16 protein-coding genes are annotated in these 16,752 nt (G+C 60.4%); 12 read left to right on the top strand and 4 right to left on the bottom strand.

Annotation, left to right across the window (positions count from 1 at the left end; all coding sequences use genetic code 11):
• Window positions 1–71: 71 nt before the first annotated feature.
• The 8 genes from FHW77_RS03125 (at window position 72) to FHW77_RS03160 (ending at window position 9,339) form a co-directional block, all read left to right on the top strand.
• Complete coding sequence (locus tag FHW77_RS03125) at window positions 72–1,025, top strand: sugar-binding transcriptional regulator (protein WP_004445260.1); 954 nt, start codon at window positions 72–74, stop codon at window positions 1,023–1,025.
• A 144-nt stretch (window positions 1,026–1,169) separates the two neighbouring features.
• A complete protein-coding gene (locus tag FHW77_RS03130) occupies window positions 1,170–2,483 on the top strand; it encodes an ABC transporter substrate-binding protein (protein ID WP_004445257.1) in 1,314 nt (437 codons plus the stop codon).
• A gap of 166 nt (window positions 2,484–2,649) precedes the next feature.
• Window positions 2,650–3,522 (top strand): carbohydrate ABC transporter permease, encoded by an 873-nt coding sequence (locus FHW77_RS03135; RefSeq protein ID WP_004445256.1) that lies wholly within the window; start codon window positions 2,650–2,652, stop codon window positions 3,520–3,522.
• 12 nt (window positions 3,523–3,534) lie between these two features.
• Complete coding sequence (locus FHW77_RS03140; RefSeq protein ID WP_004445255.1) at window positions 3,535–4,359, top strand: carbohydrate ABC transporter permease; 825 nt, start codon at window positions 3,535–3,537, stop codon at window positions 4,357–4,359.
• 12 nt (window positions 4,360–4,371) lie between these two features.
• Complete coding sequence (locus tag FHW77_RS03145) at window positions 4,372–5,370, top strand: ABC transporter ATP-binding protein (protein WP_004445254.1); 999 nt, start codon at window positions 4,372–4,374, stop codon at window positions 5,368–5,370.
• Between the two features lie 119 nt (window positions 5,371–5,489).
• Window positions 5,490–6,974 carry a mannitol dehydrogenase family protein gene (locus tag FHW77_RS03150; protein ID WP_064263429.1) on the top strand — a complete coding sequence of 495 codons (1,485 nt, stop codon included), beginning with the start codon at window positions 5,490–5,492 and terminating at the stop codon, window positions 6,972–6,974.
• A gap of 7 nt (window positions 6,975–6,981) precedes the next feature.
• Window positions 6,982–7,701 carry an HAD family hydrolase gene (locus tag FHW77_RS03155; protein WP_037092314.1) on the top strand — a complete coding sequence of 240 codons (720 nt, stop codon included), beginning with the start codon at window positions 6,982–6,984 and terminating at the stop codon, window positions 7,699–7,701.
• A gap of 60 nt (window positions 7,702–7,761) precedes the next feature.
• Window positions 7,762–9,339, top strand: a complete 1,578-nt coding sequence (locus FHW77_RS03160; protein WP_044459244.1) for an FGGY-family carbohydrate kinase — start codon at window positions 7,762–7,764, stop codon at window positions 9,337–9,339.
• A 103-nt stretch (window positions 9,340–9,442) separates the two neighbouring features.
• Here the strand turns inward: FHW77_RS03160 and FHW77_RS03165 are convergent, their stop codons facing one another.
• A complete protein-coding gene (locus FHW77_RS03165; protein WP_044459382.1) occupies window positions 9,443–10,276 on the bottom strand; it encodes a MurR/RpiR family transcriptional regulator in 834 nt (277 codons plus the stop codon).
• A 295-nt stretch (window positions 10,277–10,571) separates the two neighbouring features.
• On the opposite strand from FHW77_RS03165, the gene FHW77_RS03170 reads away from it, so the two are divergent.
• Window positions 10,572–11,309: a sulfate transporter family protein gene (locus FHW77_RS03170; RefSeq protein WP_004445244.1), complete on the top strand. Its 738-nt coding sequence runs from the start codon at window positions 10,572–10,574 to the stop codon at window positions 11,307–11,309.
• Here the strand turns inward: FHW77_RS03170 and nth are convergent.
• Window positions 11,271–12,053 (bottom strand): endonuclease III, encoded by a 783-nt coding sequence (nth, locus tag FHW77_RS03175; protein ID WP_004445242.1) that lies wholly within the window; start codon window positions 12,051–12,053, stop codon window positions 11,271–11,273. The two genes, FHW77_RS03170 and nth, sit on opposite strands and share 39 nt — an antisense overlap.
• A gap of 37 nt (window positions 12,054–12,090) precedes the next feature.
• On the opposite strand from nth, the gene FHW77_RS03180 reads away from it, so the two are divergent.
• Window positions 12,091–12,570: a DUF2244 domain-containing protein gene (locus tag FHW77_RS03180; RefSeq protein ID WP_004445240.1), complete on the top strand. Its 480-nt coding sequence runs from the start codon at window positions 12,091–12,093 to the stop codon at window positions 12,568–12,570.
• Window positions 12,571–12,787: 217 nt separating this feature from the next.
• Window positions 12,788–13,660: a methylated-DNA--[protein]-cysteine S-methyltransferase gene (locus tag FHW77_RS03185; RefSeq protein ID WP_004445238.1), complete on the top strand. Its 873-nt coding sequence runs from the start codon at window positions 12,788–12,790 to the stop codon at window positions 13,658–13,660.
• A gap of 69 nt (window positions 13,661–13,729) precedes the next feature.
• Here the strand turns inward: FHW77_RS03185 and FHW77_RS03190 are convergent, their stop codons facing one another.
• Window positions 13,730–14,704: a sugar-binding transcriptional regulator gene (locus tag FHW77_RS03190; RefSeq protein ID WP_044459383.1), complete on the bottom strand. Its 975-nt coding sequence runs from the start codon at window positions 14,702–14,704 to the stop codon at window positions 13,730–13,732.
• Window positions 14,705–14,909: 205 nt separating this feature from the next.
• Between FHW77_RS03190 and tal the strand changes: the two genes are divergently transcribed.
• A complete protein-coding gene (tal, locus tag FHW77_RS03195) occupies window positions 14,910–15,875 on the top strand; it encodes a transaldolase (RefSeq protein WP_004445235.1) in 966 nt (321 codons plus the stop codon).
• Between the two features lie 98 nt (window positions 15,876–15,973).
• On the opposite strand, the gene FHW77_RS03200 is transcribed toward tal, so the two are convergent.
• Window positions 15,974–16,741 (bottom strand): IclR family transcriptional regulator, encoded by a 768-nt coding sequence (locus tag FHW77_RS03200; protein WP_004445233.1) that lies wholly within the window; start codon window positions 16,739–16,741, stop codon window positions 15,974–15,976.
• Between the last annotated feature and the right edge of the window lie 11 nt (window positions 16,742–16,752).

Raw genomic sequence — 16,752 nt, forward strand, 5'->3', positions numbered from 1 at the left:
TCCCCCCGTTTGACAGCCGCTGCAAAAAAATGCCAGCAAATGCGCAGACGTAATTCTCAGAGGGCAGCGGCATGGCCAGACGAAACGACGCACATGGACGGCTGGATGATGCGGCCCGTGCCGGCTGGCTTTATTATGTCGCCGGTCGCACGCAGGACGAGATTGCCGCCGCCATGGGCATTTCCCGGCAGTCGGCGCAGCGGCTGGTGTCGCTGGCCGTTGCCGAGCGGCTAATCAAGGTTCGGCTCGACCACCCCATCGCCGCCTGTCTCGAAAAAGCCGAACGTCTCAAGGAAAAATTCGGCCTTGGATATATCGAAGTCGTGCCGAGCGATCCTGCCGGGATTTCTTCCACGGTGGGTATCGCCGAGGCCGGAGCGGCGGAAATCGAGCGCTGGCTGAGAAATGTCGATCCCATCGTGCTCGCCATCGGCACCGGCCGTACATTGAAGGCCGCCGTGGACCAGCTGCCGCCGATGGAATGCCCGCAGCACCGCATCGTCTCGCTGACGGGCAATATCGGCCCAGACGGATCGGCCGCCTATTACAACGTCATCTTCAGCATGGCCGACGCGATCAAGGCCAGGCATTTCCCGATGCCGCTGCCGGTGCTCTGCTCATCGGCGGAAGAACGCGAGTTGCTGCACGATCAATCCATGGTGCGCTCCACGCTGGCGCTGGGGGCCGCTGCCAATGTTACCTTCGTCGGTATCGGTGAGCTCGGCGAAAATGCACCGCTCTGCGTCGATGGGTTTCTTGATGTCGACGAGATGAAGGCACTGATGGCGAGCGGGGCGGTGGGAGAGATTTGTGGGTGGATTTATGATGCCAACGGCCACATCCTCGATCACGCTGTCAACGAGCGCGTCGCCTCCGTTCCCATTCCCTCACGAGACACCTGCACCGTCATCGGCATGGCGCAGGGTGCGCGCAAGAACGCATCGATTCTGGCGGCGCTGAAGGGTGGCCTGTTGAACGGGCTCATCACCGACGAAGCGACAAGTGAATATTTGCTCACACACTGAGCAAAAATTAATTACGTAAAATCAAGAGCTTGGTTTTTCCCTGTGCGTCGCAGCACAGGATGTCGCTTGACATTTTTGGTCTCCGGGTGAGTAAATGCCCCAGAGCAAAGCGAATGCTCATCATTTTTCTTCTGGGAGGAAGATATGACATTGAAGACCATTTTGCTGGGCGCATGCTCGGCACTCGCCTTTACGACCCTTGCTTCCGCCGAAACGCTGACCATCGCGACCGTGAACAACGGCGACATGATCCGCATGCAGGGCCTGACCTCCGACTTCACGGCAAAGAACCCGGACATCAAGGTCGAATGGGTCACGCTTGAAGAAAACGTCCTGCGTGAACGCGTGACGACCGATATCGCCACCAATGGCGGCCAGTATGACATCATGACCATCGGCAACTACGAAGTGCCGATCTGGGCCAAGCAGGGCTGGTTGCTGCCGCTCGAAAAGCTCGGCGACAAATATGACGTGGATGACATTCTGCCGGCGATCCGTGGCGGCCTTTCCGCTGACGGCAAGCTTTACGCAGCCCCCTTCTATGGCGAATCCGCCATGATCATGTATCGCAAGGACCTGTTCGAAAAAGCCGGCCTGAAGATGCCTGATAACCCCACCTGGGAATTCATCGGCGATGCGGCCCGCAAGATCACCGACCGCAAGGCCGATATCAACGGCATCTGCCTGCGCGGCAAGGCCGGCTGGGGCGAGAACATGGCCTTCATCAGCGCGCTCACCAACTCCTTCGGTGGCCGCTGGTTCGATGAAAACTGGAAGCCGCAGTTCGATCAGCCAGAATGGAAGAGCTCGCTGCAGTTCTACGTTGATCTGATGAAGGATGCCGGCCCGTCCGGTGCCTCCTCCAACGGTTTCAATGAAAACCTGACGCTGTTCCAGCAGGGCAAATGCGGCATGTGGATTGACGCCACTGTGGCTGCCTCCTTCGTTTCCAATCCGAAGGATTCCACCGTTGCCGACAAGGTGGGTTACGCGCTCTTCCCGACCCATGGCGAGCTGAAGAACCACGGCAACTGGCTGTGGTCCTGGAACCTTGCTATCCCGAAGAGCTCGCAGAAGGCCGAAGCCGCTGAGAAGTTCATCTCCTGGGCGACCAGCAAGGACTACACCGCACTCGTCGCTTCCAAGGAAGGCTGGGCAAACGTGCCTCCGGGCACCCGCACCTCGCTTTACAAGAACGCCGACTATGAAAAGGCTGCCGCCTTCGCCAAGCCGACGCTTGCCGCCATGGATGCCGCCGACATCACCAAGCCGACTGTAAAGCCCGTGCCTTACACCGGCGGCCAGTTCGTGGCGATCCCTGAATTCCAGGCGCTCGGCACCACGGTTGGTCAGCTGTTCTCGGCGGTCGTTGCCGGTCAGTCCAGTGTCGATGACGCGCTTGCCAGCGCCCAGTCGACGGCGACGCGCGAAATGACCCGCGCCGGTTACATCAAGTAATCCTCCCGAAGATCGCTGTCCGGCGCCAATGCCGGGCAGCGAGACTGCGGGCTGAAGACCGCCATGCGGCTTCGATAGCTTTCAAATCAAAACAAGAATGAGCCGGTTCTTCCGGATATGCCGGGCGCATCTCTTGATGCCCGAGCCCAAGGGGAGGTGAGTGCAAATGGCAACACGAAACACAAGCGGTCTTGCGCGGGTGATGCTTGCGCCTTCGGTTCTGCTGCTTCTGGTCTGGATGATCGTGCCTCTGGCAATGACCCTGTGGTTCTCGTTCCAGAACTACAACCTCCTGAACCCGGCCAATGTCAGCTTCGCCGGCCTGTTCAATTATCAGTATTTCTACACCGACCCCGCCTTTTTCCAGTCGATCTGGAACACGCTGCTGATCGTCGGCGGGGTGCTTTTGATCACCGTGATCGGCGGCATTGCCATTGCTCTGTTGCTTGACAACGACATTTTCGGCCAGGGCATCGTGCGCATCATGATCATCTCGCCCTTCTTCGTCATGCCGCCGGTTGCCGCGCTGGTGTGGAAGAACATGATCATGCATCCCGGCTACGGCGTGCTCGCCGATCTGTCGCGCTTCTTCGGTTTCCAGCCGGTGGACTGGTTTGCACAGTTTCCGCTGCTGTCCATCATCATCATCGTCGCCTGGCAATGGTTGCCCTTTGCGACGCTGATCCTGCTCACCGCGCTGCAATCGCTCGATGGTGAGCAAAAGGAGGCGGCCGAGATGGATGGCGCAAACTTCGTCAACCGCTTCATCTATCTGACGCTGCCGCATCTTTCCCGCGCCATCACCGTCGTCATCCTCATCCAGACAATCTTCCTGCTTGGCGTCTACGCGGAAATCCTCGTCACCACCAATGGCGGCCCGGGTTACGCTTCCACCAACCTTGCCTTCCTCATCTATCGCACCGCACTTCTGGGTTACGACGTCGGTGGCGCTTCGGCCGGCGGTATCATCGCCGTCATCCTCGCCAATATCGTCGCCATCTTCCTGATGCGCGCGGTCGGCAAGAACCTCGACCGGTAAAGGGGAAACATCATGGCCCGCAAGACAACCACTCGCGCAAAGATCGGCTTCTCCATCGCTGCATGGATCGTCGCGCTCCTGCTGTTCTTCCCGATCCTTTACGCCTTCCTCACTTCGATCAAGACCGAGCCGGAGGCGATCGCCGGCTTCAGCCTCATTCCCTCGGGCACGCTTGAGAATTACGTGACGGTCCAGACCCAGCGCGATTACTTCAAGCCCTTCATGAACTCGGTGGTGCTGTCACTAGGTTCTACGATCATCGCGCTGATCATCGCCATTCCCGCCGCCTGGGCCATGGCGTTCTCGCCGACCAAGCGCACCAAGGACATTTTGATGTGGATGCTTTCCACCAAGATGATGCCGGCGGTGGCCGTGCTGGTGCCGATCTATCTGATCTTCCGCAATGCCGGGCTGCTCGATACCCGCATTGGCCTCACCATCATGCTGACTTTCATCAACCTGCCGATCGTCATCTGGATGCTCTACACCTATTTCCGGGAAATTCCCGGCGAGATCCTGGAAGCGGCGCGCATGGATGGTGCATCGCTGTGGAACGAGATCGTGCATGTGCTGACACCGATGGCGGTGCCCGGCATTGCCTCGACGCTGCTCTTAAACGTCATCCTCGCCTGGAATGAATCCTTCTGGACCATCCGGCTGACCACCACCAATGCGGCACCACTGACGGCCTTCATTGCCTCCTTCTCCTCGCCGCAGGGGCTGTTCTGGGCAAAACTTTCGGCCGCCTCGATGATGGCGATCGCCCCCATTCTCGTCATTGGCTGGTTCTCGCAGAAGCAACTCGTGCGCGGCCTGACCTTTGGCGCCGTGAAATAAGGAACGACAAACATGGGCAGCATTTCCCTTCAGAACGTGTCCAAGGTCTTCGGTGAGGCAAAGGTCATCCCGTCGATCGATCTCGATATCAACGATGGCGAATTCGTCGTCTTCGTCGGTCCCTCCGGTTGCGGCAAGTCCACGCTTCTGCGCCTGATCGCCGGGCTGGAGGATGTCTCCGGCGGCAAGATCGTCATCGACGGCAAGGATGTGACCGAGCGTGCGCCAGCCGAGCGTGGCCTTGCCATGGTGTTCCAGTCCTATGCGCTTTATCCGCATATGAGTGTCAGGAACAACATCGCCTTCCCGCTGAAGATGGCCAAGCTGGACAAGGCGGTTATCGACAAGAAGGTGGAGGATGCGGCACGGGTGCTGAACCTCACCGATTATCTCGAACGCCGGCCCTCACAGCTCTCGGGCGGCCAGCGCCAGCGCGTGGCCATCGGCCGCGCCATCGTGCGCGAGCCTTCCGCCTTCCTGTTTGATGAGCCGCTCTCCAACCTCGATGCGGCGCTGCGCGGCACCATGCGGCTGGAAATCTCCGAGCTGCACAACACGCTGAAAACGACGATGATCTACGTTACCCACGACCAGGTGGAGGCCATGACCATGGCCGACAAGATCGTGGTGCTGAACCGTGGCAATATCGAGCAGGTCGGTTCCCCGATGGAGCTCTATCGCTCTCCCGCCAACCTCTTCGTCGCCGGCTTCATCGGCTCGCCGCGCATGAACCTCATCACCGGTGACTTCGCCCGCCAAAAGGGTGCCGCCACAGCCGGGGTTCGGCCGGAACATCTGGTGCTGTCGAAGGAAAGCGGTCTCTGGCAGGGCAAGGTCACCGTCGCCGAACATCTCGGCTCCGACACATTTCTGCATATCGATGTCCCAGGCATCGGCGCGATTACCGCCCGCGCGGACGGCGAATTCGCCTGCAAGCACGGCGACACTGTCTTCATCACGCCCGACGATACCAAAATCCACAGGTTCGATGACAAGGGCAAAGCAATCTAGGCGGGGCTGGCCCTAAAGACGCAGCGGCTCGCCATTCGGTGGCGGCCGTTTGCAGATAGTCCGAACGCCCGCGACAGGGCGATTGGCAAGACCACCGTTTTCCCTTCGAGGATCATGACATGACATGCAAACTTTCCCTCGCAACGCTTGACGAAGCAAAAAAGACCGCGGCCGTTCCGTCCTACAGCCGGGACGATCTTTCTGCCGGCATCGTGCATTTCGGCGTTGGCAATTTCCACCGCGCCCATCAGGCGGTTTATCTCGACGACCTGTTCAACACCGGAGCGGACCATGACTTCGCGATCATCGGCGCGGGTGTCCTGCCGTCGGATACGGTGATGCGCGAAAAACTCGCCGCACAGGATTTCCTGACGACCGTTGTAGAGCAGGACAATAACCGCACCGGTGCGCGTGTCACCGGGCCGATGATCGATATTCTGCCGGTCGGCGATAGCGCGGCGATCATCGAAAAACTGGCCGATCCGAAGATCCGCATCGTCTCCATGACGATCACGGAAGGCGGTTACTTCATTGACGCCTCCGGCTCCTTCAATCCGCAGCATCCAGCGATTGCCGCAGACGGCAAAAATCCGGCTTTGCCGAAAACCGTGTTCGGGCTGATCGTCGCCGGGCTGAAGGCGCGGCGCGAGAAGGGCGTACAGCCTTTCACCGTCATGTCCTGCGACAACATTCCGCATAATGGCAAGGTCACGAAAAATGCCGTGGTCGGGCTGGCGGCTTTGTCCGATCCTGCCTTTGCCAACTGGATTGGCGAAAACGTTGCCTTCCCCAATTCGATGGTCGACCGCATCACGCCAGCCACCGGCGAGCGCGAACGCAAGATCGCCCAAGACGATTTTGGCATCGAAGACAATTGGCCGGTGTTCTGCGAAGAATTCAAGCAATGGGTGATGGAGGATAATTTCCCGGCGGGCCGCCCGGCGCTCGAGAAAGCGGGCGTGCAGTTCGTATCCGATGTTGCGCCCTATGAGCATATGAAAATCCGCATCCTCAATGGCGGCCATGCGGCAATCGCCTATCCTGCGGCGCTGCTCGACATCCACTTTGTGCACGAGGCGATGGAGCATCCGCTGATCCGGGCGTTTCTGGCAAAGCTCGAAAAGGAAGAGATCATACCGGTCATTCCGCCGGTGCCGGATACGGACCTCAATGAGTATTTCGCGCTGATCGAGCGGCGCTTCCTCAATCCGAAGATTGGCGACACCATTCCGCGTCTGGCGCAGGACGGTTCCAACCGCCAGCCGAAATTCATCCTGCCTTCCACCGCCGACCGGCTGGAGCGCGGAGAGGATATCACCGGTCTTTCGCTGGTTTCGGCCTTGTGGTGCCGTTATTTTCAAGGCACCTCGGACAGCGGCAAGGAAATCGTCTTCAACGATGCCAGCGCCGAGCGCCTGCAGGCGGCGGCCATCAAGGCCAAGGACGATCCCATGGCCTTCCTCGCGCTTAGCGATATTTTCGGAGCAGTTGCCGAATCGGAACTTTTCCGTAAACGCTTCGCCCACGCGCTGAAGACGCTGTGGCAAGAGGGTACAGCGAAGACCTTGCAGCTTTATCTGGATGACAAGCTGGCTGAAAAGTGACGATGAGATGGAAGACGACACCGGCCCCCTTTTGATTTTCGACTGCGACGGCGTTCTTGTCGACAGCGAGCCGGTTTCCATCTCCGTCCTCCTCGACATGCTCTCCCATCTGGGTGTGACGATGGGGGAGGAGGAAGCCTATGAGCGCTTTCTCGGCCGAAGCGTCGCCAGCATGACAAGGACGTTGTTCGAGGATTACGGTGTCGAGACGGATATCGATTTTCTCGATCATATGCGGGCGACGCTATTCGAGCGCTTCAAAAGCGAGTTGCAGCCGATCGACGGCATTGCGCAGACGCTCGACAGGCTTGTGCCATTCAGGCGCTGTGTTGCTTCCTCCAGTCAGCCGGAACGTATCCGTTATTCGCTGGGGCTGACCGGCCTGATCGACAAATTCGAACCGCATGTCTTCAGCGCCACCATGGTGAAGAACGGCAAGCCGGCGCCTGATCTCTTCCTGCACGCGGCGCGCCAGATGGGCGTCGATCCGCGTCACTGCATCGTGATCGAGGACAGCCCGGCCGGTATTGCCGCGGCAAAGGCCGCCGGCATGGGCGTTTTTGCTTTTACCGGTGGTTCGCATGCCCGTTTTCCCGCATTCCGTGAAAAGATCGCCGGGCTTGGCGCGGATGCCGTGTTTGACGCGATGCCGGATTTGGTCCAACTTGTCGGCAGCTATGTGGGGAAGGGCGGTTTGGGCGGCCAAGCGGAACGTGATGCAGGCTAAAACGGATTTCGCCTGCCGCCGCTGTCGCCGGGCCGTTGCGCAAGGGATGGAATTGCAGTCTTGAAGCGTCAAAATCTCGTCGCTGTCGATGTCGGCACCGCCAGCGCCCGGGCCGGCATTTTCGATGCGGCCGGCCGGCTGCTTGCCCGCGCCACCCATCCGATCCTGATGCAGAGGCCGCAGGAAAACCACGCCGAACATGATTCCACCGACATATGGAAGGCGGTCTGCATCGTGGTAAGGGCAGCGCTTGCCGAGGCGGGTGTTCCGCCGGAAAGCATTGCTGCAATCGGTTTCGATGCCACCTGTTCGCTCGTCATCCGCGATGGGCGGGGTGAGCCGGTTTCGGTATCCGTGACCGGGGAAGACCGGTTCGACACCATCGTCTGGCTCGATCACCGGGCGATATCGGAGGCCGACCGGCTGACGGCATCGGGACACCGGGTGCTGGATTTCGCCGGCAACAGCGTCTCGCCGGAAATGCAGATGCCGAAGCTGATGTGGCTGAAGCAGCATATGCCCGAGAGCTGGTCGCGCATGTCCTTAGCCTTCGATCTGGCGGATTTCCTGACGTGGAAAGCGACCGGTTCAGCAAAACGTTCTAATTGCACGCAGACGGCGAAGTGGAATTTTCTTGCGCAGGAAAATCCCGGCTGGCAGGCGGATTATCTCGAACTGGCGGGGCTTGCCGACTTGAGAGAGCGGGCGGGGCTCCCCGAAACCACCGTGATGCCGGGAGAAAGCATCGGCCCGCTTTCGCCCGAAGCTGCAGCCGAGCTTGGGCTGGATACCGGTTGTCAGGTCGCTGCGGGCATGATCGACGCCTATGCCGGCGCGCTGGGGGCGCTGGGCGGATGCCTGTCTGCCGATGTTGGCCGCCATGTTGCGCTGATCGCCGGGACTTCGAGCTGCCTTGTCGCTGTGTCGGAGCGGCAGATGCCCGGCCATAGCCTCTGGGGCCCCTATTGGCAGGCGATCCTGCCCGGGCACTGGTTGGTGGAGGGCGGGCAATCGGCCACCGGCGCGCTGCTCGATCATATGGTACGCATGCATGCAGCGGGCGGGGAGCCGGATACGGCGCTGCATGCCCGCATCGTTGCGCGGGTAACGGAATTGCGGGCGCTTGAGGGCGAGGCCTTTGCCGAGCGGCTGCATGTGCTGCCGGATTTTCACGGCAACCGCTCCCCGCTTGCCGATCCGCACGCCGTCGGCGTCATCAGCGGGCTGACATTGGATACGTCTTTCGACAGCCTCTGCCGTCTCTATTGGCGCACCGCCGTCGCGATTGCGCTCGGCGCGCGCCATGTGCTCGATGCGATGGAGCGTTTCGGTTACGCCGTGGAGAGCCTGCATGTCACTGGCGGACATGTGAAAAACCCGCTGCTGATGGAGCTTTATGCCGATGTGACCGGCAAGCGCATCGTGGTTCCCGCCACCGCCGATGCGGTGTTACTGGGCACGGCAATGACGGCGGCAACCGCCGGCGGGGTGCATGCAAGCCTCGCGGCTGCTGGCGCCGCCATGTATCCCGGCAACGCGGAAATATCAGGCGATCCGGCGCGGGGACCACGTTATGAGCGGGATTATCGCCGTTTTCTCGCCATGTACCGGCATCGTCAGGAGCTGGAAAGTCTTTGACTTATCAGCGTGGAATTTTTGCTGACGGATGCCGCGCGATTCTTCTCCGGCGGGAGAAGAAACAGGTGGTGGCCACTCGATCCTGCCGCCTGCCAAGCGCAGATCAGCCGCGTAGCGAGCGCTTCAGCGCGGCAAAGTTTTTCGCCCGCGCTTTTGTTGCGTCATCGGCCCCGGCGCTTAGCGCGCAGAGGGTGAATTCCAGCAGGGAAACCAGTTGCAGCAAGCCTTGGCCGCCATTTTGCGCCTGCGGCATGGCGAGACAGAGGTCGGCACTTTCCGGGCCCCATTCGTAAAAGCGCGTGGTGATCAGCAATGTGCGATAGCCGCTCTTGCGCGCCATTGCAGCCAAGCGCTGCAGCGGTGACAGGCTGCCGCCGCAATCCATGATGACGAGCAGGGTCTTCGCGGCGTCGAAATCCCACAGGGCAACATAGGCGGCGCTGTCGCTGCCGAGATAATGGATGTGCCCCCGGCTTTCGAGAAGACGCGCGTAGAAATGCCGCCCGGCATCGAGACCTTCCGGCGAGGTTGCCAGAAAGACATCGCCCGCCGTGGCGATCTCGTTCATGGCAAGCCGCCAGATTGACTGGGACGTCATGTCGAAGGCGGTCTGGACGGCCTGGATCTGCTGCGAAAGAAGCTGTGAAAACGGGTTGGACTGGCGTTCGCCGCCTTCCGCCGTTGCGGGCTGGTCCGCGCCGGCGGTTTCTTCGGCATGGCGCAGATCGGCGCGGATATCGCTGAACTGCCGGTATCCCAGCGAGCGCAGGAAACGTCCGACCGTCATCGGGCTGAGGCCGAGCTTCGCAGCCAGCGTCTGCGCCGTCTCGAACGGTAATTCGTCGAGATGTTCGATCAGATATTTGGCGATCTTGCGCTCGGAAGGGGTGCCTGCCTTCATGGCGCGCGTAAGGTTCAACAGCAGCTTTTCCACCAACGCCTCATTCTTATCTTTATTGAACGATGATGCATGCGCGCGCGCGGACAAGCGTGCGAACCGCAATTTGACGGTGGGGGATAGCTTTTCCGGCCTTGTCCTCCACCGGACCGGAATGCGAATTATGATAGGTATATTATTATATTTTAGAGATACCTTTTATTCAAGAGAAATTCCATCTCCGGTTTAGATCGCGCTAATCTACCTTTTGGGTCCCCGTCTTGCGCAGGATGGGGTCATCGCCTATCTCCTCCTGAGAGAGTGCCCCAACCCGAGAAGCTTCAAGGAGTTCCGAATGATTTTTGATGCGGCGCGGCTCGCCTTCCAAAATCTCTTTGCCGCCGAAACCCGGTCGGTATTCTGGAAGGTACTGGGGCTCACCCTGCTCGTGCTCGCGGCCCTGTGGTTCGCCATCCGCTCGATCTTCATCTATTTCGCCCTGCCATGGATAGATGCGCTGATTCCCGGCGTGCCGGACTGGGCGGGCTGGCTGAGCTTCGTTTTCGCCATTTTCGCCGGAATAGGGCTGGCTTTGGCACTGGCGCTGCTCATCTCGCCGGTCACTGCCGTCATCGCCGGCCTGTTTCTCGACGATGTTGCCGAAGTGGTTGAAAAAAAGAGCTATCCGGACGATCCGCCCGGCAAGGCGATGCCGATGGGCGAGGCCGTGCTCTCCTCCATCAAGTTTTTCGGCGTTGTCATTGCCGGCAACCTCATTGCGCTTTTTCTGCTGCTTGTTCCCGGTATCAACCTCATCGCGTTTTTTCTGGTGAACGGTTACCTGCTCGGCCGGGAATTCTTCGAATTCGCGGCGATGCGTTTTCGCTCGCCCGCTGACGCCCGGCTGTTCCGGGTAAAACACCGCACCACCGTCTTCATGGCCGGGCTGGTCATTGCGGCCTTTCTGGCGGTTCCATTCCTCAACCTGCTGACGCCGCTTTTTGCGGCCTCCATGATGGTGCATCTGCACAAGGCTGTCAGCCGCCGCGACCCTTCATTCGCCGCCAGCCGAACCGAACAGCTGCGCGGGTAATTCCACCAGCGGCGCCGGAATATCGAAGGTCTTTTCCGGCGATTTGCAGATATCGGCAATCACGCAGCGCTCGCATTCCGGCTTGCGTGCCTTGCAGCAGTAACGCCCGTGCAGGATCAGCCAGTGATGGGCATGGAACAGATATTCTTCGGGAATGATGCGGATCAGCCGGTCTTCAACCTCGTCAGGGGTCTTGCCCGGCGCAAGACAGAGCCGGTTGGCGATGCGGAACACATGTGTGTCCACCGCAAGCGTGGGCACGCCGAAGGCCATCGACATCACCACATTGGCCGTCTTGCGGCCCACACCGGGAAGAGTCACCAGTTCGTCGCGGGTCTTCGGCACCTCGCCGCCGAAATTGTCGATCAGCATCTGCGACAGGGCAATGACGTTTTTCGCCTTGTTACGGTAAAGCCCGATGGTCTTGATGTAACCGATCAGTTCTTCCTCGCCGAGCGCCAGCATCTTTTCCGGCGTATCGGCCACCCTGAACAGCGCGCGGGTGGCCCGGTTCACGCCCACATCGGTCGCCTGTGCTGACAGCGCCACAGCCACCAGCAGGGTGAAGGGATTGGTATGTTCCAGCTCGCCTTTCGGTTCCGGCCGCTGGATGGAAAAGCGGCGGAAGATTTCGCTGAGCTCCTCCCTGGAATAGGCCGTCTTCACCCGCGCCGGCCTGCGCGCGGCTGCCGGATTTGACTTTTTCAAGGTTTGGGTGCTGGATCGTTTCTTGGCGATTGTCATGGATTATCTATAGCCAGCCCGCCCAAAGGAAAGCAACGTGGATACGCTCAACGACCAGCCGATTTTCGCGGCGGAACTCGTTCCGCACCGTTCGCTTGGCCGCCGCGGTTTCCGGCTCCTTCTCATCCTGTCGGGATTTGCCTGCCTGATCTATGGCGGCTTTTTCTTCGCCACTGGAGCGTGGCCGATCGGCCTGTTTTTCGGACTGGATTTTCTGCTGCTTTATATCGCTTTCCGCGCCAATTACCGGGCGGCCAAGGCGCGGGAGGAGGTCAGCGTCTCGCGCACCAGCCTGTCGATCCGAAAATTCTCCCCTGCCGGACGAATGGTGGAGCATCGCTTCAATCCGTTCTGGGCGCGTTTCAGGGTGAGGCGGCATGACGAGATCGGCATCGTCTCGATGCATGTGACGGGCGAGGGCCGGGCGACCGACATCGGCTCGTTCCTCAATCCAGATGATCGGGAAAGCTTTGCCAAGGCGTTTGGCGGTGCGCTGGCGACGGTGCGGCGGATGTAAGAGGATAATCCAGCTCTCCCTCCGTCATTCCGGCCCTGAGCCGGAATCCAGCCGACGCGCGTCGGCGCGGCCGAAAAGACTCCTTTCAGCCCAAGGACTTGGGCTGGCTGGATACCGGCTCGAGGCCGGTATGACGGTAGAAATGGAGCAGGGCGCAAGAAACGGGTGGAGACGACCACGCTTTAATGGTTTTCTCTTACCCGTTAGGAGATTTGCGATGAACGCCAATATTGCGCTGAACGAAGACATCACCCCCATCGGATCCGATTACGACACGGTGCGCGGGGTCATCGAGCTTTTGACGCTGGATTATCGCGAGCAGCCCTCCCTCGAAGCCATTGCCGCAAGGCTCGGCCACTCACCGACGCAATTGCAGAAGACTTTCACCCGCTGGGCCGGCCTTTCGCCCAAGGCATTCCTACAGGCTGTAACGCTCGATCATGCCAAGCGGCTTTTGCGCGAGGAGGATCTGCCGCTGCTCGAAACCTCGATCGAGGTCGGCATGTCGGGGCCGGGACGCCTGCACGACCTCTTCGTCACGCATGAAGCCATGTCGCCCGGCGAATGGAAGGCGAAGGGCGGCGGGCTGACGATCCGCTACGGGTTCCACGCCTCGCCCTTCGGCCTTGCGCTGGTCATGGTGACCGATCGTGGCCTTGCCGGCTGCGCTTTTGCCGATCCGGGTGAGGAGAGGGCCTGTTTTGAGGACATGGCCGGCCGCTGGCCGAATGCGGATTATGTCGAGGATCGCGAAGCGACCGCGCCTTATGCCGCCCGCATCTTCGATCCGTCCATGTGGTCGGCGGACAGGCCGCTGCGTGTTGTGCTGCTCGGTACGGATTTTCAGGTGCGGGTATGGGAAAGCCTCCTCAAAATCCCGATGGGCCGCGCGGTCACCTATTCGCACATCGCCTGTGATATCGGCCAGCCCACCGCCTCCCGCGCCGTGGGTGCCGCAGTGGGGGCAAACCCGGTGTCCTTCGTCGTTCCCTGCCATCGCGCTGTCGGCAAAAGCGGGGCTCTAACGGGTTACCATTGGGGCCTCACTCGCAAGCGGGCGATGCTGGGTTGGGAAACGGGAAAGGTGTGAGGCTAGTCTCCCTCATCCCTGTGCTTGTCACAGGAATGAGGGGTGTCTGAGTAGGTTGCCTGACAACGCCTAAACCAGCGCCATCAACGCCCGCGCCGCCGCCTCGTCCGTTATCAGCGTATTGCAGCCGATCCGCTTGATCGTGGCGCGGATGGCGATGGCGCGGTGGGCGCCGCCGGAGGCAAGCACGATGTGTTTGGCCTTGCGCAGCGTATCGAGATCGATCGCCATGGCGCGCTGGTTGATTGGATGATCGACCGAGCGGCCCTCGGCATCGATGAAGTTGAACATGGTGTCGCAGACGCAGCCGGCGTCAATGAGTTCGCGCAGCGTCTCCCTGGAGATGAAACCTTCCGACAAAGATGTGGAGTGCGGGCCGATATCGCCGCAGGAGACGATGGCAAGATCGAGCGTTTCGGCGAGATCGTACAGCGTTGCAAGCCCACATTTTTCGATCAGCGCCCGTTTGGTCTCAACCGAATCCACCAGCAGCGGCGCGAGGAACATGTAACATTCCGCGCCGAGCGCGCTCGCCAGCCGCCAAGTGTAATCGAGCGGATTGGTCTGGTGCACGGCGACGATACCGCCGAGCAGCGAAACGACCTTGCAGTTCTCCCGGCGCGGCGGGCGGAAGCTGGAAAGCGAGGCGGTCATGGTGCGACCCCAGCCAACGCCGATGGTGGCGCCATTCGGCACCGCTTCGGAGAGAAATTGCCCGAGCGCCAGCCCGACGGCCTTGGCGGTGCCTTCGGCACTGGCTTTGTCTGGAGAGGGGATGATCACGGCCTCGTCCAGCCCGTAAGCCGCCTCAAGCTGGCCGGCCAGCGAGACGAAATCTTCGATGCCCTCATTGATCCATATCTGCACTTCGGAGCGCTTCATCGCTTCGTCCAGCAGGCGGATGACGGTGGAGCGGCTGATACCCAGTTTTTCGGCGACGTCCTTCTGCGTCATACCCTGATTATAATAGAGCCATGCCGCCCGCAGCCGCAGCGAAGCCGCTTCCGAATAGGCCGTATGGGTTTCTCTTCTCAGTTTCGCCACGGTTTCCGCCATTCATTGTGTTCGCCGAGTATCGCAGGCATGAAACTTATGTCAATTGCGATGCGCAAATGTCTTGACTTTCGACCGTGCCGCTTGCGATAGTCGAAGCCGACGAAACCGCGATTTCGGCCTTGGGCGCACCCATGGTGCGGGAACGAAATGACGGCTGAGCAAGTTTTCAAGAGATCATGAAGGATCATTCGATATGACATCCAAACTCGAACAACTTCGCGCCATCACCACGGTCGTTGCCGACACCGGCGATATCGAGGCGGTTGCCCGCCTGAAGCCGGTGGATTGCACCACCAACCCGACAATCGTTCTGAAGGCGCTTGGCACGCCGGCATTTGCCGATGCGGTCAAGGAAGCCGTCGCCTGGGGCAAGAAGCAGGGCGGCCAGTCCGACGCCGTTGTTGCCGCCGTTGCCGATCGTCTGGCCATCTCCGTGGGGGCAGCGCTTGCCGGCCTCGTGCCGGGCCGCGTATCGACGGAAGTCGATGCCGACCTTTCATTCGATACCGAAGCCTCCATCACGAAGGCCCGCCACATCATTGCCGCCTACAAGGAGCGCGGCATCGAGCGTGAACGCATCCTCATCAAGCTTGCTTCCACCTGGGAAGGCATCAAGGCTGCCGAAGTGCTGCAGTCCGAAGGCATCGACTGCAACCTGACGCTCCTTTTCTCGCAGGCTCAGGCGATTGCCTGCGCCGAAGCCAAGGTCTTCCTCATTTCGCCCTTCGTCGGCCGTATCCTTGACTGGTACAAGAAGTCGACCGGCGAAAACTACACCGCCGAGACCGATCCGGGCGTCGTTTCCGTGCGCAGCATCTACAACTACTACAAGGCCAATGGCATCAGCACCGTCGTCATGGGCGCGTCCTTCCGCAACGTCGGCGAAATCGAAGCGCTTGCCGGTTGCGACCGCCTGACGATCAGCCCGGCGCTGCTGGAAGAGCTGGACAAGGATACCGGCAAGCTGGAGCGCAAGCTTTCGGCAGACAACGTCAAGGCCGAGCCGCTGCAGTCGCTGGACGAGAAGGCATTCCGCTGGGCGCTGAACGAAGACGCAATGGCTACCGAGAAGCTCTCGGAAGGTATCCGCCTCTTCGCCAAGGATCTGGTGACGCTGCGCGAAATGGTGCGCAAGGAACTGACGGCCGCCGCCGCCTGACGAAAAAAGGGGGAACCATCCGCGTTCCCCCGACGTTTACGAGACACTCCAGTCAACTGAAACGCGATCGGATCCCTGCCGGTCGCGTTTTTTTGTGCTCAGATGGTGCCCGTCACGATCTCGGAGATACGTTTTGCTGCCTCGCGGATCAACACCTCGCAGGCCTCGCGTGTGGGCGCCTTGCCGCCAAGAGGGGTAATATAGGGGCAGGTGATCACGGCCAGCGCGGTGCCATCGAGCGTCAGCACCGGAGCGGAAATATTGCGGACACCGGCGGTTTGGAGGCTGTCCATGGATTCGAAGCCGTTCTTGCGCACCTCTGCCAGCCGATCGGCAAGACCGTGCGGTATGGTCTCGCCGCTGCCGCGCACCTGTTCGGTTATCATGATCTGGCGCTGCGCTTCTGTCTGGAAGGCCAGAAGCACGTGGCCCGAGCCGGTGTGGAACAGGCTCATCTGCGCGCCGACACGCATGGACATGGCCCAGTAGGTGGATGATTCCTGTTGGGCGATGACCACAACGCTGCCGCGATCATGGACCGCCAGATGGCAGGCCTGCTCCGCACTCGCCGAAAAATCGCGCATGACAGGGGCCGCGAAGGAAACCAGCCGGCGGATCGGCGCATGGAAATGCGCCAGCCCGAACATTTTCAGCGTCAAAGAGAATCGATCGCCGTCAAGCCGCTGCACATAACCCCGGCGCACCAGCCGGTCCAGCATGCGGTAAAGCTCGTTGGGGCTCTTTCCGATGGACTTGGCGATCTCGATCTGTGTCAGCCCGCCATCGGTGCGGGCCAGAAGTTCGAGAATGTCCAGGCCCTTGTCGAGGGCGGGAGCGCGATATCTTTCGCTGTCGTCGTCGGTCATCTGGCCTCGAT

This window comes from Agrobacterium sp. RC10-4-1, assembly GCF_014138475.1.
GTDB classification, from domain to species: domain Bacteria; phylum Pseudomonadota; class Alphaproteobacteria; order Rhizobiales; family Rhizobiaceae; genus Agrobacterium; species Agrobacterium pusense.

Coding starts and splice junctions, on each gene's coding strand:
- FHW77_RS03200 (WP_004445233.1), bottom strand. CDS start 16,741: ATGACCGACGACGACAGCGAAAGATATCGCGCTCCCGCCCTCGACAAG.
- FHW77_RS03170 (WP_004445244.1), top strand. CDS start 10,572: ATGATTTTTGATGCGGCGCGGCTCGCCTTCCAAAATCTCTTTGCCGCC.
- FHW77_RS03185 (WP_004445238.1), top strand. CDS start 12,788: ATGAACGCCAATATTGCGCTGAACGAAGACATCACCCCCATCGGATCC.
- FHW77_RS03130 (WP_004445257.1), top strand. CDS start 1,170: ATGACATTGAAGACCATTTTGCTGGGCGCATGCTCGGCACTCGCCTTT.
- FHW77_RS03155 (WP_037092314.1), top strand. CDS start 6,982: ATGGAAGACGACACCGGCCCCCTTTTGATTTTCGACTGCGACGGCGTT.
- nth (WP_004445242.1), bottom strand. CDS start 12,053: ATGACAATCGCCAAGAAACGATCCAGCACCCAAACCTTGAAAAAGTCA.
- FHW77_RS03145 (WP_004445254.1), top strand. CDS start 4,372: ATGGGCAGCATTTCCCTTCAGAACGTGTCCAAGGTCTTCGGTGAGGCA.
- FHW77_RS03150 (WP_064263429.1), top strand. CDS start 5,490: ATGACATGCAAACTTTCCCTCGCAACGCTTGACGAAGCAAAAAAGACC.
- tal (WP_004445235.1), top strand. CDS start 14,910: ATGACATCCAAACTCGAACAACTTCGCGCCATCACCACGGTCGTTGCC.
- FHW77_RS03125 (WP_004445260.1), top strand. CDS start 72: ATGGCCAGACGAAACGACGCACATGGACGGCTGGATGATGCGGCCCGT.
- FHW77_RS03140 (WP_004445255.1), top strand. CDS start 3,535: ATGGCCCGCAAGACAACCACTCGCGCAAAGATCGGCTTCTCCATCGCT.
- FHW77_RS03135 (WP_004445256.1), top strand. CDS start 2,650: ATGGCAACACGAAACACAAGCGGTCTTGCGCGGGTGATGCTTGCGCCT.